This is a genomic window from Agarivorans sp. OAG1, from assembly GCF_037076485.1.
GTDB lineage: Bacteria > Pseudomonadota > Gammaproteobacteria > Enterobacterales > Celerinatantimonadaceae > Agarivorans > Agarivorans albus.
The window spans coordinates 172,900-196,466 of sequence record NZ_AP028990.1 but is presented as its reverse complement, the minus strand read 5'-3'; the positions used below and the strand labels follow the sequence as shown (position 1 = coordinate 196,466).

22 protein-coding genes are annotated in these 23,567 nt (G+C 44.7%); 8 read left to right on the top strand and 14 right to left on the bottom strand.

Translation table 11 applies throughout. The annotated features are described in order from the left end of the window. The first annotated feature begins 236 nt into the window (after nt 1-236). Both OAG1_RS00935 and OAG1_RS00930 read left to right on the top strand, forming a co-directional pair. The gene (locus OAG1_RS00935) at nt 237-548 is read left to right on the top strand and encodes a DUF1820 family protein (RefSeq protein WP_338623207.1); all 312 of its coding nucleotides are present in this window, start codon (nt 237-239) and stop codon (nt 546-548) included. Continuing rightward, nucleotides 545-868, top strand: a complete 324-nt coding sequence (locus OAG1_RS00930) for a hypothetical protein (RefSeq protein WP_338623205.1) — start codon at nt 545-547, stop codon at nt 866-868. The genes OAG1_RS00935 and OAG1_RS00930 overlap by 4 nt, the downstream gene beginning before the upstream one ends. 21 nt (nt 869-889) lie before the next feature. On the opposite strand, the gene OAG1_RS00925 is transcribed toward OAG1_RS00930, so the two are convergent. The 3 genes from OAG1_RS00925 to OAG1_RS00915 are packed head-to-tail and all read right to left on the bottom strand — an operon-like array spanning nt 890 to nt 3,135. Beyond that, nucleotides 890-1,213, bottom strand: a complete 324-nt coding sequence (locus OAG1_RS00925; protein WP_152783789.1) for a YdbL family protein — start codon at nt 1,211-1,213, stop codon at nt 890-892. A gap of 9 nt (nt 1,214-1,222) precedes the next feature. Continuing rightward, entirely contained in the window at nt 1,223-1,411 is a 189-nt protein-coding gene (locus OAG1_RS00920; RefSeq protein ID WP_016399913.1) for a YnbE family lipoprotein, read from the bottom strand. Beyond that, nucleotides 1,381-3,135: a YdbH domain-containing protein gene (locus tag OAG1_RS00915; RefSeq protein WP_338623202.1), complete on the bottom strand. Its 1,755-nt coding sequence runs from the start codon at nt 3,133-3,135 to the stop codon at nt 1,381-1,383. The genes OAG1_RS00920 and OAG1_RS00915 overlap by 31 nt, the downstream gene beginning before the upstream one ends. 359 nt (nt 3,136-3,494) lie before the next feature. Between OAG1_RS00915 and OAG1_RS00910 the strand changes: the two genes are divergently transcribed. Next, nucleotides 3,495-3,863, top strand: coding sequence for a DUF2500 family protein (locus tag OAG1_RS00910; protein WP_338623200.1), 369 nt, complete (start codon nt 3,495-3,497; stop codon nt 3,861-3,863). On the opposite strand, the gene OAG1_RS00905 is transcribed toward OAG1_RS00910, so the two are convergent. Beyond that, nucleotides 3,810-4,730 (bottom strand): DMT family transporter, encoded by a 921-nt coding sequence (locus OAG1_RS00905; RefSeq protein WP_338623198.1) that lies wholly within the window; start codon nt 4,728-4,730, stop codon nt 3,810-3,812. The genes OAG1_RS00910 and OAG1_RS00905 overlap by 54 nt on opposite strands. A 135-nt stretch (nt 4,731-4,865) precedes the next feature. Here OAG1_RS00905 and OAG1_RS00900 point away from each other — a divergent pair, with 135 nt between their 5' ends. The 5 genes from OAG1_RS00900 to OAG1_RS00880 all read left to right on the top strand — a co-directional run bounded on the left by OAG1_RS00900 (nt 4,866) and on the right by OAG1_RS00880 (nt 10,145). Next, entirely contained in the window at nt 4,866-5,321 is a 456-nt protein-coding gene (locus OAG1_RS00900; RefSeq protein WP_016399917.1) for a DUF2214 family protein, read from the top strand. A 179-nt stretch (nt 5,322-5,500) separates the two neighbouring features. Further along, nucleotides 5,501-6,505: an alpha/beta fold hydrolase gene (locus OAG1_RS00895; protein WP_338623194.1), complete on the top strand. Its 1,005-nt coding sequence runs from the start codon at nt 5,501-5,503 to the stop codon at nt 6,503-6,505. Between the two features lie 40 nt (nt 6,506-6,545). After that, on the top strand, nt 6,546-7,340 hold the full coding sequence (locus OAG1_RS00890; protein ID WP_338623192.1) for a Cof-type HAD-IIB family hydrolase: 795 nt from the start codon (nt 6,546-6,548) through the stop codon (nt 7,338-7,340). Between the two features lie 21 nt (nt 7,341-7,361). Next, nucleotides 7,362-8,888, top strand: a complete 1,527-nt coding sequence (locus tag OAG1_RS00885) for a copper resistance protein NlpE N-terminal domain-containing protein (RefSeq protein WP_338623190.1) — start codon at nt 7,362-7,364, stop codon at nt 8,886-8,888. A 69-nt stretch (nt 8,889-8,957) separates the two neighbouring features. Continuing rightward, nucleotides 8,958-10,145: an NAD(P)/FAD-dependent oxidoreductase gene (locus OAG1_RS00880; RefSeq protein WP_338623188.1), complete on the top strand. Its 1,188-nt coding sequence runs from the start codon at nt 8,958-8,960 to the stop codon at nt 10,143-10,145. Nucleotides 10,146-10,513: 368 nt separating this feature from the next. Here OAG1_RS00880 and OAG1_RS00875 read toward each other — a convergent pair whose 3' ends face one another. From OAG1_RS00875 to tssH, 10 genes are all read right to left on the bottom strand, one after another. Continuing rightward, nucleotides 10,514-10,840, bottom strand: a complete 327-nt coding sequence (locus tag OAG1_RS00875) for a hypothetical protein (RefSeq protein ID WP_338623185.1) — start codon at nt 10,838-10,840, stop codon at nt 10,514-10,516. A 252-nt stretch (nt 10,841-11,092) separates the two neighbouring features. Next, complete coding sequence (locus tag OAG1_RS00870) at nt 11,093-11,542, bottom strand: lysozyme inhibitor LprI family protein (RefSeq protein WP_338623183.1); 450 nt, start codon at nt 11,540-11,542, stop codon at nt 11,093-11,095. 1 nt (nt 11,543) lies between these two features. After that, on the bottom strand, nt 11,544-12,335 hold the full coding sequence (locus OAG1_RS00865) for a glycoside hydrolase family protein (RefSeq protein ID WP_338623179.1): 792 nt from the start codon (nt 12,333-12,335) through the stop codon (nt 11,544-11,546). Between the two features lie 148 nt (nt 12,336-12,483). After that, entirely contained in the window at nt 12,484-12,930 is a 447-nt protein-coding gene (locus tag OAG1_RS00860) for a YrhA family protein (protein WP_338623176.1), read from the bottom strand. A gap of 14 nt (nt 12,931-12,944) precedes the next feature. Continuing rightward, entirely contained in the window at nt 12,945-17,210 is a 4,266-nt protein-coding gene (locus OAG1_RS00855; RefSeq protein ID WP_338623173.1) for an RHS repeat-associated core domain-containing protein, read from the bottom strand. A gap of 17 nt (nt 17,211-17,227) precedes the next feature. Then, entirely contained in the window at nt 17,228-18,100 is an 873-nt protein-coding gene (locus tag OAG1_RS00850; protein WP_338623171.1) for a hypothetical protein, read from the bottom strand. Between the two features lie 2 nt (nt 18,101-18,102). Next, the gene (locus OAG1_RS00845) at nt 18,103-18,390 is read right to left on the bottom strand and encodes a PAAR domain-containing protein (protein WP_016399932.1); all 288 of its coding nucleotides are present in this window, start codon (nt 18,388-18,390) and stop codon (nt 18,103-18,105) included. An 8-nt stretch (nt 18,391-18,398) separates the two neighbouring features. Next, nucleotides 18,399-20,213 carry a type VI secretion system tip protein TssI/VgrG gene (tssI, locus tag OAG1_RS00840; protein ID WP_221075570.1) on the bottom strand — a complete coding sequence of 605 codons (1,815 nt, stop codon included), beginning with the start codon at nt 20,211-20,213 and terminating at the stop codon, nt 18,399-18,401. Between the two features lie 65 nt (nt 20,214-20,278). Further along, entirely contained in the window at nt 20,279-20,758 is a 480-nt protein-coding gene (locus tag OAG1_RS00835) for a type VI secretion system tube protein Hcp (protein ID WP_016399934.1), read from the bottom strand. Nucleotides 20,759-20,954: 196 nt separating this feature from the next. After that, nucleotides 20,955-23,540: a type VI secretion system ATPase TssH gene (gene tssH, locus OAG1_RS00830; protein ID WP_338623163.1), complete on the bottom strand. Its 2,586-nt coding sequence runs from the start codon at nt 23,538-23,540 to the stop codon at nt 20,955-20,957. Nucleotides 23,541-23,567 lie beyond the last annotated feature (27 nt).

The window sequence follows — 23,567 nt, the reverse complement described above, 5'->3', positions numbered from 1 at the left end:
CGTTAGCTGCCTTTTTCATTTATATCCCCGCCTAAAAACTCAGCAATAACTAAATAAAATTTTACTTAAAAAGCTTTTACAACATAGCCTTAGCTTAATTTGCAAATAAGTGTAAATAGCTCACTTCTTCACTAGCTTTGCTTTCGTTTTTACGGGTACAATCGTTCAGATTTATGCCTATTTGTAGGTATTTTTAACCAATACTTCGCTTTAAAAATGGATTAAACGGGTATCTCATGTCACAGCTGTATCGAGTGAATTTCATCTGTAACGGCAAAACCTACGAGCTGTATGCTAAACACGTAAATCAAGCCAGTTTATTTGGCTTTATTGAAGTGGGTGATTTTGTATTTGATGCCCGCGCGCAGTTGGTCGTTGACCCCAGCGAAGAAAAGTTAAAGACAGAGTTCTCTGGAGTAAATCGCACCATGGTACCGATGCATAACATCTTACGAATTGATGAAGTGGACAAACTAGGTAATTCTAAAATCCATGAAGCCAGTAACATAACGCCCTTTCCTTCTGCCATTTACACGCCTAAACCATGAACCAACAGAGCCCTATAGATTGGTTTAAACTAAAAGCACAGTTTGGCAACGAACAGTTGCTTAAAGTGTGGTTGACAGATGTTGTTAATGGCAGCGAACAAGAAGCTCAACAGATTAGACAAGCCATTGAAGAGGGCAAAGTAAATAGCGGCTTATTACAACAGCTTCAAGGCATAGCCGCTTTGGTTTGTAGCCCGGCGCTTAGCTCTTGGGTTAAGCTGTTGAAACAGAGTGAACAGCCCCAAGCAGATCTTGAAAAATGCTTAACTTGCTACCTTGAGGTAGTAACTGAAATCACTCACTACCTCAAGCAACATTAAACTACGCTGTAAATGTCGTAGTTAAGGTTTTTTCACCCAATCGCCCGAGGGAGATTGAATATAAGCGCCACTATCACTGCGCTCAATCGCTTTTTTGCCCGCCAGCGCAGCCACTTGTTGCTCAGTTAAACCGTTCTCTTTAGCAATTTGCTTGTATTTGGCTAAACGCTTTTGGTTAATACCATCCACTAAGGCTTTTACTTCAGCATTGTGGCTAACAATGCCTAACAAACCATTGGTTTGCTCACCCACCCAACCATTATTCTTTGCTTCACCTAAATCCAAGGCCGCCACAGAAAAGCTAAGGCTTAACAGTAAGGCTAGTATCCAGCTATTCCTTTTCATCATGCTCTCCTAAAACAGTCCGCTTTCATCACTAAATAAATCATCAAGTTGCTTATCAACGCGCACTCTAATTTCATGATCAATTTTTACATTTAGATTAACCGTAATCGGCTTATCTACCGCTACCTCTACCTTAGGTGTACAGGCCGCTAGGCCTAACACTAAAACTAGGGGGAAGAAGAAGTATCGTCTATCCATTGCTGCAGTTGTCCTGACAGTTGTTCGCCAATACGCAAACTACGTAGTAGCTGATAAATGTTTTCTTGGTGACGATAGTTCAATGTCACCAACCGTGGGCTAACCTGCTGATTGCGCCCAATAAGTTTTACCTGCATGTCGAGTTGCCCATCTTCGGCAAAATCGACTTCAGCTGCAAGTGTTTCATAATCAAAGTCTTCTAATAAGCTTAACGCAAAATCGAGCGACGGGTGTTGTGCTTTAATCGCCACCAGCGATTGGTGAGTAAGCGCAATATGCCCTCTTGGCTCTTCAACAGCCAGCCTCCCCGCTGCAATTGCGATGCCTTGCTCAGCAAAATGTACTGGTAGATTGCCCGACACCGATCCTTGCATGGTTAAGCCTAGTTCGGGATAAAGCTTCACTAACTCAGCGAGTTGCACCTTTTCAAGCTCAAGATTGGCGACATTAGGTAATGCTAGCGCTAGCTGAGCTACCCTCGCTTCGCCGCCCAACACCTTAAAGCCAATATTTCGCATCATTACGCTCTGCCACTGCGCCAATGGAGCAAATTCTGTTTGCTGCCAATTAAGGGCTAACTGCGATAAAGGTATGCCGATATCCCATTGCGCTAAGGTGAATACTCCAGAATGCTGCCAGCCCAACTGAGGCTGAAATTTGAATTCGCTAGTTAACTCTCCACCATCAAAGCGGAGCTCTCCCCATAGGGCATTAATATTCTGAGCCTTAAGCTCCCCATTAAGCTGCTCATTCTTCCAAGTAAACTGCAGCTCAGCTGCTGCTGACAATAGATTGGCCGGTTTAGGTAAAGTGTAAAAATGCTGCTGAAGCGCAATTAAGTCTTCACCGTTTAAGCGGCCGGTAATCGCCAACTCAGGCTGCAGTTGCCAACGTCCTTCCCCTATAAGCTGCCACTCTGCAACGTTCAGATGCCATTTATGCTGTTCAAACTGCCAAGCGGCTGCCGGTAGTGCTATTTCATCAATGCTAAAACCTGAGTGGGAAGCGGCTAACTGCCAGTTTTCCCAACCAGACAACTGCGCATCTAGTGTAGCTGCTAAGCTTGGCAGTTTTAGATTGGCCTTAACCAGTAGGTCATCCGAGAAATTTGCCGCAATAGAGAATTGCTGTTTGGCCAAGCGCTCATCGGCTAACCAAGCTTGCTCGAAGTGCTGAGCTAACGTTTTGAGTAGAAGCGGCGCTAACTGCCCGCTTAGCTGAAAAGTCTGCGCTTGTGCTGCAATGCTTAGCTCAATTTGGCTGCCTTGTGTTTCGCTTAAGCTCAACTGCCACTGCTGATCTTGCTGGCTTAGCTTTAGCTTTCCTTCAACAAGAATTTGCTTACTGTGCTTTACAGTTAGAAGCTCAACTTCGATGCGGCTGCCATTAAACGCCACAGGAATGTTGAGAAACTGGGTAAATAGTTGTTCAACCGGTGCTTGCCATTGGGCAGGCTCAAAGGTGGCGCTTCCCTGCTTGCCTGAGCTAAGCAAACAACTCACATCCAGCTCTAGATGCTCAACCCTTAATAACAGGGGAAAGCTGCTTACCTTAAGCCCTTCAATGTTTAGCTGCGGGCAGGCTCCCCACGCGCCTTTACCTAATGCGGCTTCCATTTTAGGGCTTGCGTAACAGGCAGCAGTAAACAACACGCTAAGCAGCAAGCTTAGTTGTAAAAATGTAGAGAAGCCCAAGAATAGGGGCTTGTGGTAACAACCACCCAAGCTAGATTCCTTTATTGCTTTATCTCTAGCAGGAATACTAAGCGCTTTTGAGCGGAATAACGAGAAAACAAACAACACAATAAGCATTTGGGCTTGACGAATTGGGACTATCCGACAAAAACTTAGTAAAACCAGCAGCTAAGGCTGCAAAACAGAAAACAACTATGGTTATACCAATCACACTAAGTAAGTGATCAGCAATAAGGCAGGAAAAATACTCGAGAGCAAGGCAGGATTTTTCGATAAGTAGTTATTCTACAATCAAAAATTCTAACGTTGTTATCGAGCTTTTTAAGCAGGTGGGATGAACAGTTACTTAGTACGATTGGTATTACACAGCAAAGCAGGAGGAAGCGCTAATGCCTTGGTGGTGGTTTTTAGTGATGCTCATCATCGTGGGCATGGTGGTATATCAATTATGGCGTAATGTTCAGCAGCGTCGCTGGGACTCAGCCCAACCGCTACACAGCCTTTGGGTAACAGTATCAAAACGCGATGAAATCCCCATTACTCGTCCCGGTAAAGAAAATGAAGATAGGCATAAGCGTTATCGCTATTTTGTGGAATTTACCCCAGTGGAAGGCGGTGAGTCGCGCCGTTTTCAAATAAAACGTAAGCAGTTTCAAGATCTTACTCAAGACTTAACCGGTGAGCTCACCATTCAAGGAAGCCGACTAGTGAGTTTTGAAGCTGGCGAACCGCCCGCGAATAGCAGCGAAGGGCAATAGCGCAACCAGTAAGCCAGCGGCGATTAGTAATGCCCCTAAAGCATGATAAGCCGCTAGTTGCTCACCCAAAAAAGTCACGCTCAGCACGGCGCCAAATAAGGGCATTAAGTGAATGTATTGGCCAGCGATATTGGCTCCCACGCTTTTAACGCCATAATTCCAAGCCAAATAAGCCAGCAGAGAAGGAAAAACCGCTACATAAGCCAATGCTGCAATAGCATCATTAGTTACCTCAAACGCGGCTTCAGGTATATTTAGCCAATAAAATGGACTCAGCACTAAGGACCCAACAACCAGCGTGCAACCTAGAAAAGCTGCTCCACCTAGCTCGGCAGGTTTATAGCGTAAGCCAATGGAATAAAGCGCCCAAACTAAAGAGGATAAAACAATCCAACCATCGCCTTGGTTGATGCTAAAAGTCGCCAACTGCTGCCACTGCCCTTTCACCAACAAAGCCAACACACCAACAAAAGACAATACAATGCCCACCATTTGCCGCAGAGTTATGCTTTGTTTTAGCCACACCCAACTCACTAGCAAAATAAATATCGGAATCATCGAGTTAATAATCAGTGCGTTGGTGGCAGTGGTATTTTGTAAACCGATATAAACACAGGAGTTAAACCCCGCCACACCCAAGCATGCCAAAATCGAAATACGTAGCCAATTTTGGCTAATCACTTCTCGCTGACGCCACATACTGCGATAAAGCAAGGGCATGGCAATCAGCATGGCTAAAGTCCAGCGCCAATAAGACAAAGACATCGCTGGCACTTGTTCTGAAATATAACGCCCAGTAACAAAATTTCCGGCCCAGAATAGTGGCGGCAGAACCAGCAAGCCATAAGCCAGTAGCTTTCCTTTCATAAAACCTTCCCTCTCTACTCTAGACGTCAGCGACTTAGGGCTGTTAGGGTATAGCATCAGGCTGGGATTTGCAGTACTATCCGCCATCGCGCGGTAGCGCTTTCTAAAACATTACTATTTCATGGATAACGATCAATGAGTCTAATAGAGGCGATTAATGCAGGACTGCATGTGACAGCAATTATTTTGCTGGCAGGTGCGCTGTACTCTGAAGCCTTTTTGTTCCGCCGCGGAATGACCCAAGATGATGTAAAAAAGTTGCTGTTGGCCGATGCCACCCATGCTTTTTCCACGGTATTGATTTTTATCACCGGCGCTTTACGGCTGTTTTTGTTTCACAGCACTAGCCATACTTACCTCGACAACCCATTCTTCGCTTTAAAAATGCTACTGTTTTTTGTTGTGGTGCTGTTGTCTCTTTATCCTTCAGCCACCTTTTATCGATGGCGCAAAGCCTTAAAACAAGGCAAACCCTCGATGATTAGCTATCGCCAACACTCCTCGGTAATTTGGTTAATTCGCCTTGAGCTAGGTGTGCTGTTATTAATCCCAATGCTAGTTACGCTAGCACGTGCCGGTTTTGGCAGCTAAGAGCCACCTTTAGTTACCTTGCGAGAACACCGCTGCCCTGCTTAAGCTAGCTTGTATTTGAACCAATTGGCCACCACCAAAACACCACTAATGAGCAACAGCCCCTAGATATTTCTGTTCTTATTCATACGCTTGTTGTATAGATAAATGCTGATATTTAGCCAGCAGGGGTTAGCACTATGAGTACATCCAATTATCAACTCAGCCAAGAGCATGAGCTGGCCACGGTGTACCCAGAAAAAATTCAACCTTACTGGGCTAAACATACCAGCGAAGCCAGTTTTGTTGGCGCGCAAGGCTTAAGCATAAAGTATCTAAAACTAGCGGCCGCCGAACCTAACAACAAGGTAATTGTGGTTTCACCAGGGCGAACCGAAGCCTATTTAAAATACGATGAACTCGCTTACGATCTCGCCCAACAAGGCTACGACGTATTTATCATCGACCACCGCGGCCAAGGCTTATCTGACCGTGAAAGCGCCCGCTGGCAACCCGGTGATGTAGCTAGTTTTCAATACTACGTTGATGATTTAGCCACGCTTATTGAACAGCAAGATTTGCTAGCTAATTACCAACAGCGGTTTATATTGGCGCACTCGATGGGCGGCGCTATCGCCGCTCATTACTTACAACAATTTCCCAATACCTTTACTGCCGCCGCTCTATCTGCACCAATGTTTGGTATTAATCTAGGCATGCTACCTAAGCCAATTGCCACCAGCTTAGCAGCGATTATGAGTAAACTTGAACGGCAATTTAAGCGCGGCCCCTACTATGCGGTTGGCCAATCAGATTACAAACACTGCAGCTTTAACAATAACCACTTAACTCACAGTGAACAGCGCTTTAAGCAGATGCAAGCCGTGTACTTGGCCCATCCCAAAATTCAGCTAGGCGGACCAACCAATCGCTGGTTAGATCAAAGCTTTACCGCTATGCAACAAATCATCGATCGCGCCAACACGATCAGCGTTCCACTACTATTATTACAAGCAGAACAAGATGAAATTGTAACCGCTGCGGGCCAGCGCGCTTTTTTTCAAGCACTAGGGCCTTCAAGCGCGGCATCATCACAATTCAAGATTATTGCTGGCGCAAAACACGAAATACTGTTCGAAAGCGACTCGATGCGAAACCCTGCTTTAAGCAGTATTCTCAACTTCTTCGAACAGCACGCTAATTAAGGGCTACGTCGCTTTTGCGGGCTAGCTAAGGAGCATCATTATGTATCAGCTTATAGCCACCGATCTCGATGGGACATTGCTCAACGGCGAGCATCAAATCTCAGAATACACGCTGCAAACCATTACCCGTTTGTACCAGCAAAACGTTAAGTTTTTAATTGCCACTGGCCGCCATTACATAGATGTGCGCCCCATTGCCGATCAATTCGATTTTCCCATGTATTTAATCACTTCTAACGGTGCCAGAGTGCACAACAAGCAAGGTGAAGTGCTATTTAGGGCCGACTTAAACTCACAAGAAATCGACCGCATTTTGGATATCTCCTCTCACTACACACTACATCGAAATATTTACCATGAAGATAACTGGTACGTTGAACAAGAAAACGAATATGTCCGCTCGTTTAATCAACACTCTGGCTTTGATTATCAGTTAACCGACTTCTCCACCTTAGAGCACCAACATATATGCAAATTGTTTTTTGTGGCCGAACACGAGATATTGCTCAAGCTAGAAAAAGACTTCATCGAAGCCTTTGGCGATAGCCTAAATATCACCTTTTCACTACCTGATTGCTTAGAAGTAATGGCGCAAAAAGCCAATAAAGGCGAGGCGCTAAAAGCGGTACTGGCACAGAAATCGATAGCGCCAGAGCACTGTATTGCCTTTGGTGACGGCCTTAATGATAAAGAAATGCTTAGTCTAGTAGGAAAAGGTGTGATCATGGCCAACGCGCATGACCGTTTGAAGTTGACTTTACCTCATTTAGAACAAACACTTAGCAACAAAGAAAATGGAGTTGCTGAATATTTAATCGGCACTTTTAAGTTGTAGTTGTCATCTTAAGGAAAGGTAATGAGGCTTGTTAAAACACTTAGCTTAGCAATTTTTAGTTGTATCACATTGTTAGGGTGCTCCCAAACGCCTCCGCCGGAACCGCCAAAAAAAGTAGAGCCCGTTAAGGTACCAGTAAAACTTAACCCGCTTACTCCGCTAAAAGGGAGCCTCACCCTTAGCGCACCAGGCGCTATCTTCACTCCTTGTCAGGGAGATAAACAATACTGGGTTGAGCTGTCTTCGACAGATAAACAAGTACTTAGCCGTTTTGCAAACAACGCAAGCATCTACGTAGAGCTGATGGGCCGTTTTGCCAACGTAGGCAAGCAAGCGCCTCAAGCCGATTACTTGGCCAAGATCACCCCAGATGAATGGCAATACTTGGCTTCTGAAGGCCCAGGCTGCAAGCTTGATATTGCCGAGCTTAGTGCATGGGGCAATGAGCCAGGTTGGCGAATAGATATTGAAGACAACAAGTTGTTACTCAGCACACTGTCGGGCGCAGCAAATAAAACCATTACTCGCAGTGGCATTGATAAGGGCCTGCACTATTGGCAAGCCGGCAGCGAACTCTACCTCAGCGTTTCTAAACAACAGTGTTTAGATACCATGGCGGACAGTGTTTATTCCTATAGCGCCGAGTTAACTTATAAAGGCAAAATCTACCAAGGTTGTGCACGACGCCCATTCCAACAGAATGTGGAACTACTTGCTGGCTACTACAAAGTTAAACTTCCCACAGCGTCTGGCTCTGGCCGCGTAGTGGATTTAAGCCTAAACGCCGACTTTAGTGCCGAACTACAAAACACCTACCTTGAAGAAGAAAAAACCTTTAGCGAGAAAGGCTACTGGTACCCGCTTAATGAATCCAGCTTGGCCTTAACCTTAAGCCAAAGTAACCACCAGCAAGTGAAGAGCGACATGATATTTGACTGGGACGGGCGACTACTGCGTTTACGTAACCCAGAATCACAACAGCAAGGCAGTGCTGGGCTAAACATGATGAAAATGGATGGCCCCGCAGTAGCTTTAGGCACCAGCAAAAAAGTCTACCACCAACGTACCTTTGAACCTGCCACCTTAATGGCCAGCAGCGACTACGACCCTGAAGTTGAAGCAGCCTTAAAACAATACTTTAAGTTGCACCGCACCGAACTAAACGGCACCAAATACCAATGGTGGAAGTTTGATCTAAATGGCGATGGCAAAGACGAAATCATTACTTATGTAGACTGGTGTGGCAGCGGCGGATGTAGCTTATTGGTATTTGAAGCCAAAGATAACAATCACCGTTTCTTAAGCAAAACCACACTGGTGCACAGCCCCTTCTTTTTGGCTACGTCTAGCAATGCTCGCTGGCAAGACTTGCTACTAGAAGTATCTGGCGGCGGAGCCACTCCAGGCCTGCGTTTACTGCGCTTCGACGGCCTAAGTTACCCACTTAACCCAAGCATACAACCAGAAGCACCACAGCCAGCGCCAGTAAGCGGGATTACCTTCCATGCAGAAGCCTTTAACAAAGGGGCTGGACGAGCGTTAAACTAAGCTCACATCATTTGCTAGCTCAATACCTAGGCTAGCGGTACAATGCCCCTGATTTTTCAGGGGCATGTTATGACACAGCAATTCGACGTTATCATTATTGGCGCAGGCGCCGCAGGCTTGATGTGTGCGGCTACCGCCGGCTATCGCGGGCGCTCGGTTTTGGTGATTGATAACGCCAAAAAAGCAGGTCGAAAAATCCTTATTAGTGGCGGCGGTCGTTGTAACTTTACTAATCAGAGTGTTAGCCCAGACAACTTCTTATGTGGTAACCCACACTTTGTTAAATCCGCTCTTGCACGCTACCCCTCAAGCAATTTTATAGAGTTAGTCGAGCGCCACGGCATCGAATACCACGAACGTGATCATGGCCAATTGTTCTGTAACGACAGTGCTAAAGATATCGTAGACATGCTGCTCACCGAATGCGATTGGGCGGGCGTTACCATTAGCCTACGTAGCGAAATCAAGTACGTAAAACAGCTCGATGAACAACAGTTTGAAGTGCACGCTGGCGGTCAATGCTACCAAGCCAGCTCCTTGGTAATCGCCACCGGCGGGCTATCTATGCCTAAACTGGGTGCCACTCCATTTGGCTACAAATTGGCAGAACAGTTTGGCCTTAAGGTACTACCCACTAGAGCCGGTTTAGTGCCATTTACTTGGCATAGCGATCAAAAAGAGCACTTTGAAGCCCTCTCGGGCATCGCGGTGCCAAGCTGCATTACTGCCGCTAACGGCAAACAATTTAGCGAAGCGCTATTATTTACCCACCGCGGCTTATCAGGCCCCGCTATATTGCAAATATCTAACTACTGGCAACCCGGTGAAGCGGTAAGCATCAACCTATTACCCAAGCAAGATGCCGCCTCCTTGATCGAACAGGTATTATCGCAACATCCCAAACAAAGCCTAAAAAACACCTTAAGCCAATGGCTGCCCAAACGCCTTGTAGAAGCCTTATTTGAAGAAAACACGCTAGCCAAAGCACTTAATCAGCTAGGCCATGGCGAACGCGACAGTATTGCAGCCAAGTTAAACAATTGGCAAATCACCATGAATGGCACCGAGGGCTACCGCACCGCCGAAGTGACCCTAGGCGGCGTAGACACCAACGAACTCAGCTCCAAAACCATGCAGGCCAACAGTGTAAAAGGCCTCTACTTTATTGGCGAAGTAATGGACGTAACCGGTTGGCTGGGGGGCTTTAATTTTCAATGGGCATGGGCCAGTGGCGTAGCCTGCGGCCTAGATTGTTAATTAATTTTAGGAATGGCCTAAACATGGACAAAGAAAACTACCTAGCATTTTGTAAAGCAGAGCTACGCAGCGTGTTTTTTGAGTACCAAGGCGGGTAAAGCAGACAACAAACTCAAGTACCGAGAAAGCAAACGCCATCATAGGATCAGAACACCAAGCTGTATTTGGAGAAAGCGTTAGCGAAGGGCTCAAGCGTAAAACCCAGCTCAAGCAACTAAGAGAAAGCGACCCCGATGCCTACTTTAATATTCCAACAGTAGAGCGCCTTTAAACGCTGTTTAGCTTAAAGCTAAAGCCTAATTGTAGTTTTTGCATATTGACTGGAAATCAAATTAGAGCAACCACTACTTTTTGCTCTAGGGCAATTGTTATTTCATACGATTACAACAACCACTATAGGCGTTCTCACCCATGGCAAACGTAACATCATACTCATAAGCAAAATCAGACATATCATCTGAACATTGTTCTGTTTTACTTAGTGAAATTGTAATTTTGCCTTCTTTAGAATCAGCACCCTGTATAATCCAGCGATTAGTGTGATTGTTCGAAGCTAGCTTTTCCTTTAGTTCAAACATGGTGATATTGTCATCAATGTCACTATATTTAATCACTCCACCTTCTACATCTAAACCCCAAAAAGGTTCAGTACCTAAGCATTGCAATTGGGTCGCACTCGACGATGCGACTCCCATGAAGCCTAGGACCACGAGCCCTAGACAAGTGCTTAGAACGGATACGACTTTTCTCATACTATAAATCTTAAATTAGTTGACCAAGCAAACGCCATCATAGAATCAGAACACCAAGCTGTATTTGGCGAAAGCATAGGTGAAAGGCTCAAGCGCAAAAACCAACTCAAGCAACTAAGAGAAAGCGATCCCGATGCCTACTTTAATATTCCAACAGTAGAGCGCCTTTAGTCGCTTTCAGCTTGCTGCAAAGACCTAGTTATAATTTTTTGCATATTGATACAGCTGAGTAATTCTCGCTTTAACTAGCTCAGCTTTATAAGCGTTTCTAGAAAGATTATAAGAACTACCAAAATTGACTCTATTCCAATTTTCGTTGATAAATTGCAGCTCTGAGTCTCTAAATGCAATCCACTTACGTTGGGAAGCTTTTAATGACTTAAATTCTTCCTCATTAAGCGCGGTCTTCAGAAGTGTATAAGCCTTATTAAGTTCCTTATCGAGAAAAGCGTGGTAATCTGCATATTCTGAAATAAAGTCTACATTTTTGCTGTCACTATTCGACAATGCCACTTCATATTTTCCGGAAGTTATCTCAAACTCACCTAAGTAATTAGGGGCATCAGGGTTATCAATAGAAAAGGCGCTCCCTGAGAATAAAACTAAACAGACAGAGATAACTTTTATCCAGTTACGTTTTTTCATGCTACCAACCTTTATAAATATTGTTACTAAATATGTTCCACTCAGCATTTCTGCGGTTTGTTAGCCCCTTGTTAACTTTTCCCTGAGATTTATTCCACGCTTTCCACGCGCTTTCCAAATTTATGTAAGAAGTTGTTGCTTTGGGATCATTAACCAGCTTAACAACACTAGACTTTTTAAAGCCGTTAGTTCCGATATTGAATGCAAGAATGACTAAGGCATCAAACTGCCATTGTGTAATGGAAACTTTGATACAAGCTTTTACACTATCCACAAAGGGCTTGAGATCGGCTTTAAACAAAATATCTGCTTCCGCTTTTGTCGTTCCATTCTGATACTTTGGCCATTCAGCAAGACTAATCAAGTGCCCATATCCAATAGTTGCACCCTCAACCCAAGCTGATATATCTAGCCCGTTCTGATCATCATATGGTTTTAATCTGAGCTGTTCTATCCCTTGAAGTAGTGTCACTCCTTTAGCGCTAAGCTGCTGGGTAGACTTGGTAAATGAGGTTGCTGTTAGTTTTTCATTAATCTTTCGGTGACTGCCGCCATTGGCATCAATTCTTCCATCGGGGCGCACCATGCCCACGACTTTCTTTTGAAAGGCCTTAATTGCAGCAACGGTTTTAGAATTTTCTGGTTTCGACCCTAACTTGCCGTCTTCCACTAACTTCTTAGTTGGTGGAATGAGCCCTATCAGCTTGTTTAGTGCAGCTTGCACTGCTTTTATGTCATTAGGTTTATTAACCCCACCCAAGCCTACAGATTGGGTGATTTGTAACTTAGCCATTGTGATTCCTTGTACAAAGCTATATTTATAAATTTTTATGATGACCTTTTGCTAACTACAATGCTAACGCTACCAGTGCGCAAAGAAGAGCTTAAAATGACTTTGCCCCATTTATTTTTTAAGACTCAAAAAAATGAACAAACCCTTATTAAATAACTTTTTCAATTTCTATGTTCAGCATATCTTCAAAAGAAGAAAAAGAATCAACTCGGTCTATACCAATTCGATCTCTAAACTGAAATTTATCAGAACTACTTTCGTAAACTAGAATCCCTGAGCTATCCTCACCGACAATTATCACATCTAATTCATCACTTCTTAAAGATTCTCGAAAAACTTCATTCATCTCAACTATATCTAGAGATGAGCCATTTAAGTCTGTTTCAGAATTTTTGGTACCATAAATAATAAGTCCGTTAAATTCTAAGCCGTTTACCAATTTCAAAAAACTTAAGAATTCTTTTGGTAACTCTATAGAAAATAAACTTCTAACTGTTCCTACCAACTCAATGACTTCGATATCGGTAGCAGGTGGCTCCAACACCTCCCCCCATTCCGAAGCTATGCTTCTAATTTTTTCTAATAACTGTTGCATATCAATAAATCCAACTATTTTACGTTCATCGGGTAAAGAAAACCGGGGGGAATCGGAAACTCAACTATTGCTGTACTACCATATGGAATATCGCTCGTTAAATCCTTCTGAGCATTAGTTATAGTATAGTGCTCAGAGTTATTTCTAATTAATACTAGATTTGAGAAGTCATTATCTCCACCGTCGTCAATAGGTATCTTATGGTGTACGTTGTACCCCTTTGGAACGCCTCCTTGTGCAACTTTTGCAATTTGAGCATCGCTTAAGCCTGCTGCTTTCATAAGGTTAACTTTCTCAGCATCATTGCCTATCGACTTTAAGAAGTTCTTTCTAACAGAAGAGTCAAATTTTTTCCTCAACTCAGCCAATGATTCTCTACTTCGACGGGTATAGTGGATTTTTCGAACTTCAATATTTTTCAAGACAACTGACTTACCTTTATACTTTCCAGTAAATTCTGAACTAATATTCCGATTTACCCTCGAAGGACCAGGTGCAGTTTTAACTAGTGACTTAGGGTTTAAAACCATCCCAACGGCAGCGGTACTGGCACCAAGCCCTTCCCAATCACCCTGCTCCCAATTCACAGACACAGTATCAGCAAACTGTTCTATTCCATCAATGCCTGTATTAACACGATGTATTGTTCTATCCACTGCACCGGTTGTAAAACCAAATGGGCGGGTCACATAATCAATAGGATAATATGCTGTATCAACAATGGTATAAGCGGCATCATAAGCCACCTCAACAGGGTTCGCGACTATTGCCTCTATTGCGGCTTGAGTGCTCTCTCCCCAAAACTTTGTGATACCACCAATGAAATAGGCTGCATTCATTAATGGGTTACCATCTTCTTTACATAACCCTAAGGGGTCTACCCAGTTAGTTGGACTTGGGGTGTATTGATAAAGGTTTAAGCCACCGAGTAATTCAATTGGGTCTTGTTGTATGTACCTGCCCTGATGCGGGCAGTAGTAGCGGTGAAAGTTATAGTGCAGGCCGCTCTCTTCATCGAAGTATTGACCTTGAAAGCGCAGCGGGTTGTCTATTTGCTTAACGCTTAGTTGTTCTATCGAACCATAGGCTTGGTAATGGGCTTGCCATACTATATTGCCTTGCTCGTCGCTTAAGCGAACAGGCGTACCAATATGGTCGAGGTGGTAATGATAAACCTGACCCTGTTTAATCATTACTAAAGGGCGGTGGCTATCGGGCTCGTAGACATACCAGGTAAATTGGCCTTGGCTATGTTCACCAATTAGTTGATTACCTTCCCATAGGTAATCGGTTTGCCCTTGGGCGGTAATTTTGCAGCTGCGACGGCCTAGGGCATCGTAGTGATAAACGGTGTTGTCGCGGCCTTGGCTAAGCCTAACTAATTGGTTTAAGCCGTTAAATACGCGTTGCTGACGCACCTTACTTTGGCTGGCGAGTACTTGGTTACCGTAGCGATCATAACGGTAGCTACACTGCTCATCACCCAGCAGTTTGTCACCCAACATGTCGGCTTGTTTGGGGTTGGCAAAACTATCCAGCTCAAATTGCTGGTTATTAGCATTGTGACTAGTAGCCTTGGTGAGTTGGCTAAGCGCATCATAACTGTAGTTATTGTCGCCCAGCTCGCTGTCACTCACGCCTAAAAGTTGATCGCCCGCATCAAAACGGTAATGACGCTCAATAATGCTTGGCGCTTGTTCAGGTTGTTCTAACTGCCATTGCTGGCTTAACAAGCGGCCTTGTGCATCATAGTGATGATGCAATTGGTGGCGCTTGCTTAGCTCGCGGCTTACTTCTTCACCAACAGCGTTAAAGCTGCGACTTATCACAGGCTGCTGGTTAAACCATATCGCAGATAAACGCCCTTGTTCATCGTAGCGATAAGTTAAGGCATTGCCGTCGGGAAGTTGAGTATGGCTGCGCAATCCTTGTGAGTTCAATTGATAAATAGATTGCCAATTGTCTTGCCAGTTTTCTTGCAACTGGCCATTAGCGAAGTAGCTAAAACGTAGTTTGCGCGCAGCATTGTTGGCTTGGCTCAACTTACCTTGTAAGTCATAGGTAAAATCGTTAATCAGGGTAATGCCATTAGCGGTGCTGCGCTGCTCGGTTACCTGACCTAGAGAATTGCGTTTTAGCTGAATCAGCCGCTCACTATTTTCTGCAACTTGAGTAAGCTGACCCGCTAGGTTGTATTGGTAATGCTGCTCGCGGCCATCAAAACCAATGGTTTTGCTAACACGTTCGCAACTGTCGTATTCCAGTTGATAAACCTGCTCGTCGCTGCGTGAAATGGCGGTAAGATTACGTTCTTTATCGTAACAAAAAGCCAACCATGAACCGTCGGGGTTAATCTGTTTAGCTGGCTGCGACAAGCCTTGATATTCGTAGCTTGTACTACGCCCTAGCGAGTCGGTCACTTTAGTCACTCGCCCTGCTTCATCATAGCGATAGGCCCTACGCTGACATTGCTCTGGCGAATCCTGATGATAAGACAAGACCTCAATAATGTTGCCACGTTCATCGCGTTTGTATTGGCCAACCCAGCCTTTTCCATCTACTTCACCATTGCACTCACCAATAGCGTTATAGCTATAGCGAATTAACGCTTCACCTACTTGTTTGGCGCTCAACAAGCCTTGCTCATTCCACCAAAATTGTTGATTAGGCTGGTTACTGGCAATTTTACTCACCAAACGGCTTTGCGCATCGTAGCGGTATTCGGTCACCACACCTTGTACATCGGTTTCTGTGGTTAACAAACCAAGGCTGTTGTACTCACGCTTAAGCGATGAGCCGTCGGCATAGTCAACCTGTGTAACAAAACCCAAGCGATTATAGCTATAACGAGTAAGATTTTGATTTGGCGCTAGCTCAGCGTCTAACTGGCCCTGCGCATTGTAATGGTAACGAGTAGTCGCGCCATTTGGGTCTGTTTCACTAATTTTGCGCTGTAGTTCATCGTATTCAAATAACCAACAAGCGCCGTCGGGCGAAACTTTTTTAAGGATTTGACCTTGTGCGTTATGCCAGTAAGTCCAACAGTTTCCGTAACTATCAAAGCTGCGGCTAAGGCCTTGCTCTAGCTCATACTCAAATCGATAGTGATAATGCTCGTTATCGCCCCATTGCTCTATACAACGCGCATTTTGCTCACAGCCATCCCAAGAAAAGTAGTGAGAAAACCCCGAAGCGCGGGTTCGTTGAATCAATAAACCTTGCTGATAACGATACTGTTCTTGCTGACCCAAACGGTTGGCCGCAGTGCTTAAATGCCCCTGTTCATCATAGGTATAACTTGCATAGCTTTGCGCTGTTTCGGCTTTAGAGCTGAGTAATTCAACCAGCCGACCTTCTAGGTCATAGCGTAGGAACAGTTGTTGGCTATGGTTGATTTCAACATGGGTTAAGCGAGGAGCAACAGAATAACTAAGTCGATAATGCGTATCGACACCATCACTGATTTTGGTAAGCAGCCACTGTTCTTGCTGCTTAGAAAACTGCAAAGTTTTGCCATTGGCACTGCTAATAACAATGTTTTCAAGCTGATGTTGCAACACCATGCCCGACTTAACCTGGCTACTTTTAGCGCCGACGACCACATAAGGAAAATGCTGCTGATGCCCTAGTGCATCGGTAAACAACCAACCCGCTTGCTCACCCTGTAACTGTTCCAAACTGTAATGAAAATTACTTCGCCAGCCTAAACCTAAACCCACATCTTGATGCGAAAGACTTGAGCGATAAGTGCGCTGCCAAACTAATTCACGATGACCTTGCAAGCACACATCGTCTAATTGCAGCACTTCTTCACCGCTGCTCATTACAATGGGATCACCGCAAGTTTGAGTATCGGGATGGTCAACAGCTTGAGTGACGTCATCACTGCTATTTTGGTTTTTACCTTGCTGTTGGGTCTTCGAGCGCCCTCCTGGAGCTTTGGGTTCATTTGGGACGGATGAACTCCAAGAGGGCCTCGAAGCTGGAGAATGTTGAGGAATAGCTTTTTCAGCTTGGCGCTGAAACCACACCTCACCATTCGTTAACGCGGTAATTAATTTCTGATGCGGATCGCCAGCCGGCGTAGTAGTGACCAAACGGTATAAACGGCGTAAACCTTTGCCATTGCTATCAGCAGCACCTGCAAAGTTAGCTAAAAATGCCGCTGCTTTTTCGGCATCACTAAAGGCAGGCTTGTTGCCCACATTACGTTTGCCAGTAAAAAAGTCATAAGCAAAGCCGTCAATTCCAGTGACTACTTCTTTTTGGGTTCCATCCATACTGCTGTTTTACACCACTAGGCGACCCACGCGAGCATCATTGCACTGCGGTAGGTCTGATCAGAAATATCCAATTGAAAACTCAAACCAGCATGTTTTTGCTGCTGATAGTGAGTAAATAAATGACACAAATTAAACAAGCCAGTACAGGCCGCTAAGTCCCCGACTCTGGCATCAGCAAATATCACTTGGCTGCGCGAACCAACGCTACTCTCAAAACATTGAAAAGCCGCTAACCAGCCATCCATTAACTCACTGCTTAAGGCACTTGGCATATAGCATTGAGTTAGCTCTTGTCCGCACTGGCCACGATAACGTTGGATTAACGCCGCCACTGTTGCAGCTATGCTTTTATCTGAGGTTTGCACCTCATAGCTGGCCCAAGGCACAGCAAAACCACGCTTAGCTGGCTGTAACCGAGCAGCGATGAAACACTCACTAGCAATGCTAGCGGTTTGCTCAAGAGCTTGCGTTGCAGCTAAACGCTCATCTTGATGATAAGCCAGCACTTGAATTGAGCCCGCCAACTGCTGATTAAATAACTTAAGCGCTTGGCGCAGCGCTAATTGCATGGCGCAGCGACCATAGGGAAACAAATACACTTTTTTGCTTTGCGCTAACTGAGGCACCAATGCCAAGGTATCTTGATAAACTTGGCTTTTTGCTTGTTCTAAAGGCGCTTCTGGCAGCAATACAAACACCGCATCAGCATCGACTTTTAGCTTGGCTAGTTTGGCTCGATCTGCTTCATTAAAGCTGTAGTGACGCAGGGCCTGCTCGCCCTTAATGCTTACGGTTGCAGCAATCTCATCATCGCTTAAACCAAAAATAGCGTTTGAATCGCTGTATTCACCAAGCTGCAGAGCCTCAATATCTAGCTGCAAGTTCATGCCTAGCCTATTAACACCGTAGGGTTACCTACTACAATTTTGCCGCCATGGGCGGTTGAATCGCCTAATCGCGCTACTGCTTTACCACCAACCGTAACCGAAGAGGAACCCGACTTAATCGTATCTGGCGGTCCAATGCACACCAACTTATCGCCCACGCAAGCAACCGGCATTCCGCCAGCAGTTACCGTACCGTTACCGCCAACCACCGGGCCACCAACATGAGGTACTTTGTTTTGCACTTTAGGACATACATGAAATGACCCAAGCATTGCTACTGGCTTACCCATTATGTCCCTTAGTTCAGTGAAATAGCTGGCGCTTTAAGCGCGATAGAGGTGCCGTTAATCGATACCGAGGTACCTTTGATATCAATATTGCCGCCACTTGAAAGGGTGATAGAAGCGCCGCCCGCTTTAATGGTGATTTTGCTGCCAGCCACTAAATCGATATTTTTGCCTACATCTATTACTAGGTTCTTACCTACTTTCTCAGACTGGTTTTCGGCAACGTCAATGCTGAGATCTTTACCAATTTTTTCAGTTTGGTTTTGTTTAATTTCGGTTTGCAGATCTTTCTCTGCCTGCATGTAAAGCAGCTCTTTACCGGCATCGTCATCAAAACGAATTTCGTTAAAGTTACTCTCGCCACCGCCTTTGGTTGAGCGAGTCTTTATTCCAGACTGCGATTTTTTACTCGGTAAGCCATAAGGCGGCATTTGGTCGCCGTTGTATAGTGCACCTGTAATCACCGGTTGGTCAGGGTCACCTTCTAAAAAGCTAACCAGTACTTCCTGGCCCACCCTTGGCAAGAAGAATGCGCCGTAACGGCTGCCTGCCCAGTTTTGCGAAACCCGAATCCAACACGAGCTGTTGCTGTCACTTTTGCCTTCGCGATCCCAGTGGAACAGCACCTTAATACGGCCATATTTATCTACATGGATCTCTTCACCCGGATCACCCGTCACCAAGGCTGTTTGGGCGCCATGAATCACCGGCCGAGCCGTGGTTTGGGATGGTCTGAACAATACGTCAGCCGGGATGCAAGAGAACTGATTGTGTAGCACTTGGCCGCTGTTTTTAGCTGCGCCAGTTTGGCTGGTAATGGCAACACTTAAACTAAGTTGAGTAATTAAGTAGCTTTTCCCTACCTGAGCGGGATCTTCATGTGATTTAAAACCAAAGTACTGACCAGCGCTAAAAGTAGCGCAAGTACTGCCACCTCGGCACACTAAGGCATCTCGCTGCATTGCTTCTAAAGCTACGTTGGCAGCATTTTGCAAAGCAGGGTTAAATTCGGAACCGGCATAATACTCAAACACTTCGCCATTTTGCTGTTGTTTGGTTAACGCCGTATTTTGCTGTTCACCCTTTGGTTTTGCGCTTGGTTTTATAAAGTCGTAACCGCCTTTACTGGCAATTCCCGGAGTGATGTTTAGGTTACCACTCCAAGAGAACACGTGAGACTCTGATAATGAGCCGGTGGTAAAGGCTACTTTACTTTCTTCTGCTTCGCGGTAGGCACTCAAAGCATCAGCCAATACAACACTGTGCTTGGCCTTGCTGTGTTCAATAATGTAAAAGATGCCTGCTTCTTCAAGCAAACGATGCACAAAGGCAAAATCACTTTCGTTATATTGAACTTTGTAACCCAAAGTTGGGTAACTGCCCTTAAGTTCACTTTTTACTTGCACGCCGTGTTCAGCAAAAATCTTTTTTACGATTTCGTCAGCGGTTAAGCTTTGAAAAATTCGGCAATTACTACGCTGCTTAAGAAAGTGTAAATTCGACACGATCTGTAGTTGGTAATCTTGGTATTTTTCGCCTTCTGCTTCACTAGGAACACGACTACCTAGAGAAGTAATACTGGCAACAACGCCATTAAAAAAACGGGTAACACTGGCTTTACCTTTTAGATAATCTAAATTAATGGTAACCGGTTTTCCAATAACGTCGGACTCAGATATTATCTGTCCATTTGTATAACAAGAAACATTAATAGAGAAAGGTGAAGATATACCTTCCTGAATATCAAACTGAGTAAGATGTAATACATCCTTACCCAATGGCGTTTCTATTTGAATGATATTCTTACTTTGACTTGCCTTTTCCATATGCTTCATGTTCACGCTAGTTAAAAAAATAAGCGGGATAGATTAACTACCCCGCAGAAAGCCAATTACATTTGTTGGCCTTTAACACCGCTGTAACCGTAAACAAGCGGAGCTTGAACATTGTTTTGGTCATCGGTAGGTGTAACAGTCATCATCATTTCTGTGTAAGAAATAGTGATGTTTTCAACTGGGCGGTCATCTTGAATTGATACTGAGTAGCTAGAAATCATTGCATCAGTCAGTTCAATTTTCATGATTTCTTCGATTTTCTCACCTTGCTTAGTAATGTGGAAAACCGCTGGCTTACCCTTACCAATAGTGGCTTCTTTGAAAAGATCTGGAGAAGCTTTATCTTGCATTTTAGTGATGTTGATATCACATAAACGCGTTGCACTCGCTTCACGATCTTGAGCAGTACCAGTGTGAGAAGAGATTTCACGTGCTACTGACCAATCTACAGACAAAAGAGTAATTAAGTCTTTGTACTGTTCAGCTGTCGCTTCACCCTTGATATCGCCGTACTTCAAATAAGTATTCGCTTGCATGCTAATTTCCTTTAGCTAATTAAGTAAAAATAACCCTAATGGGTATGTTTTAATGCAGCGTTTTAACACGCGCAATTTTATTAGTCGAAACCGTAAAACAATTTAATAAATGTCAAAAACATCAAAAACTGAATAACAATCACAACCCAATTAAGTGGTACATTATAAATATTTTGATCAATAGTGAAAACACTAATTACAACATTTCGACACAATAAGTATCTTCAACTAAATCTACGCTAATTTTCTCTATATTAAGGCGTTGAGATATGGCTTCTAATACCTTATTAGAGATCACAGGCAACAATTCATTTTGAATATTATTTTGAATTGCCCTTGCGCCAACATCAGCATTTTGAGACTGGCTGTTTAGGTGTTCGATGACCGCTTCAGAAAAACTTAATTCTGCTTGGTAATTTCGAGCAAATCGCTGCTCAACTCTACCTAGCTGTAAACGCACAATTTGATTTAGCGTGTCGCGGTTAAGTGGCACAAATGGGATGAGATTTAGGCGACCAATAAAGGCCGGCTTAAATACCGCGAGCAAATCATCACTTAGAGCGTGTTTTAGCCCTTCAATATCAGGAGCTGTTTCTTCATCTTCAAATAAACCAGTGGTGGTTTCGGTACCCACGTTAGAAGTCATGATGATGATGGTATTTTTAAAGTCGATGTCTCGACCTTCGCCATCTTTGATGGTGCCTTTATCGAACACTTGGTAAAAAATATCTTGCACGCCCGGATGGGCTTTTTCCATTTCGTCTAGTAGTACTACGCTGTATGGCTTACGGCGCACGGCTTCAGTTAGAACACCGCCTTCACCATAACCTACATAGCCAGGAGGTGAACCCACCAACAGAGAAACTTTATGTTCCTCTTTAAACTCCGACATATTGATAACCGTTAAGTTATCTTCGCTGCCGTATACTTGCTCGGCTAGGGTTAACGCTGTTTCTGTTTTACCAGTACCACTTGGCCCGGTTAGCAAAAACACACCGTTTGGCTTGCGCTCATCACTTAGCTGAGCACGCGCTGTTTGCACCACTTTACTAATGAGTTCTAGTGCGTGGTCTTGACCAACAATTCGCTCGCCCATTTTTTGTGGCAAACTTAAGATGGTTTCCACTTCGTCTGATTGCATGCGGCCCAGTGGTATACCAGTCCAATCGGCAATAACTTCAGCGACTAGTACTTCGTCTACTTCTAAAAACACCATTGGTTGGGCAACTTCTGCCAAGCTCGCTTTAATTTCTACCAGCTGCTCGCGGGCATTTTCTTCGGTTTCTTCCTCAGTATTGAGAATACTATCGGCATGTTGCTTAGCTTGAAGCACCATACCTTGCTCGTCTCGCCAAGTAGCTTCTGCTTGCTCAAAGGAACTTTGAGTATCTGCTAATTCTGCATTGAGCTGCTGCAACAATTCTTGGTGTTCAGAACCCGTTAACTGCTCGCGTTCTAGTTGCTCGATTTGCGCAACCAACTGTTGTTGTTTACGTTGTAAACGCTCTACTTGGCTAGGGGTAGCAGCTTGGCTCATCGCCACGCGGGCACAGGCGGTATCAAGCAAAGCTACGGCTTTGTCGGGTAACTGGCGAGCATTAATGTAGCGGTTAGATAAACGCACTGCGGCTTGCAATGCTTGGTCGCTAATTGATACGCGATGGTGCTTTTCCATCACAGGTAGTAAGCCGCGTAACATCACAATGGCTTTTTCTTCGCTTGGCTCTTCTACTTTAACCACTTGGAAACGACGCGTTAACGCTGCATCTTTCTCAAAGTATTTTTTGTATTCGGCCCAAGTAGTCGCCGCAATAGTGCGCAGTTCACCGCGCGCCAGCGCGGGCTTAAGCAGGTTGGCGGCATCATTTTGGCCAGCTTGGCCGCCGCTACCAATTAAGGTATGCGCTTCGTCGATAAACACGATAATAGGTGTAGCTGAGCTCTTCACTTCACTGATTACCGACTTAAGACGATTTTCGAACTCACCTTTCATGCCCGCACCAGCTTGTAGCAAGGCTAAATCTAAAACATGAATCTTTACGTTTTGCAGTGATTCTGGCACATCGTTATCAGCAATACGCTGCGCTAAACCCTCTACTACTGCCGTTTTACCTACACCGGCTTCGCCAGTAAGTATCGGATTGTTTTGGCGGCGACGGGTTAAAATGTCGATCATCTGGCGAATTTCTTCGTCGCGACCAAGTATTGGGTCAAGCTTGCCAGAGCGTGCCTGCTCGGTAAGGTCGATAGTAAACTGATCTAAACTTGGTGTTTTGCCCGAGCCTTTAACTTGGCTTGCTGTTGCAGCTTCGGCATTTTGATTAAGCGTCGGCCATACATGCGCCAGCTGAGCCGGGTCGATGTTTTCTAACTGCTTCAAGAAATGCATGGTGCTAAAGCTAAGGGTATCGTCGTTTAACAAGGCATGAATAATGTGGATAGGCGCGATATTATCTGCGTTGTATTCAATGGTGGCGGCCATCCACGCGGCGCTCAATAAGCTGACAATTTGCGGCGATAAACCAGGAGTTTGCTGATTACCGGTTTTAGCTCTCTCTAGATTGCGATTTAGATCGGCAGTTAATGCATCAATATCTACCGCAAAATGCTCGGCCACCAGCATAAGGTCTTCGGTTTGGCCTTCGCACATCGCTAATAACCAATGCTGGATCTCTACACTAAAATGACTGCGGCTATTAGACAGCGCAGCGGCCGCTTCTAGGCTCTGCTTGGCTGTGGGCGATAGCTTCTCAACCATTGATTTTAAAGTCATTGTCGACATCTGTATTTCCTATAATCCTTTAAACAA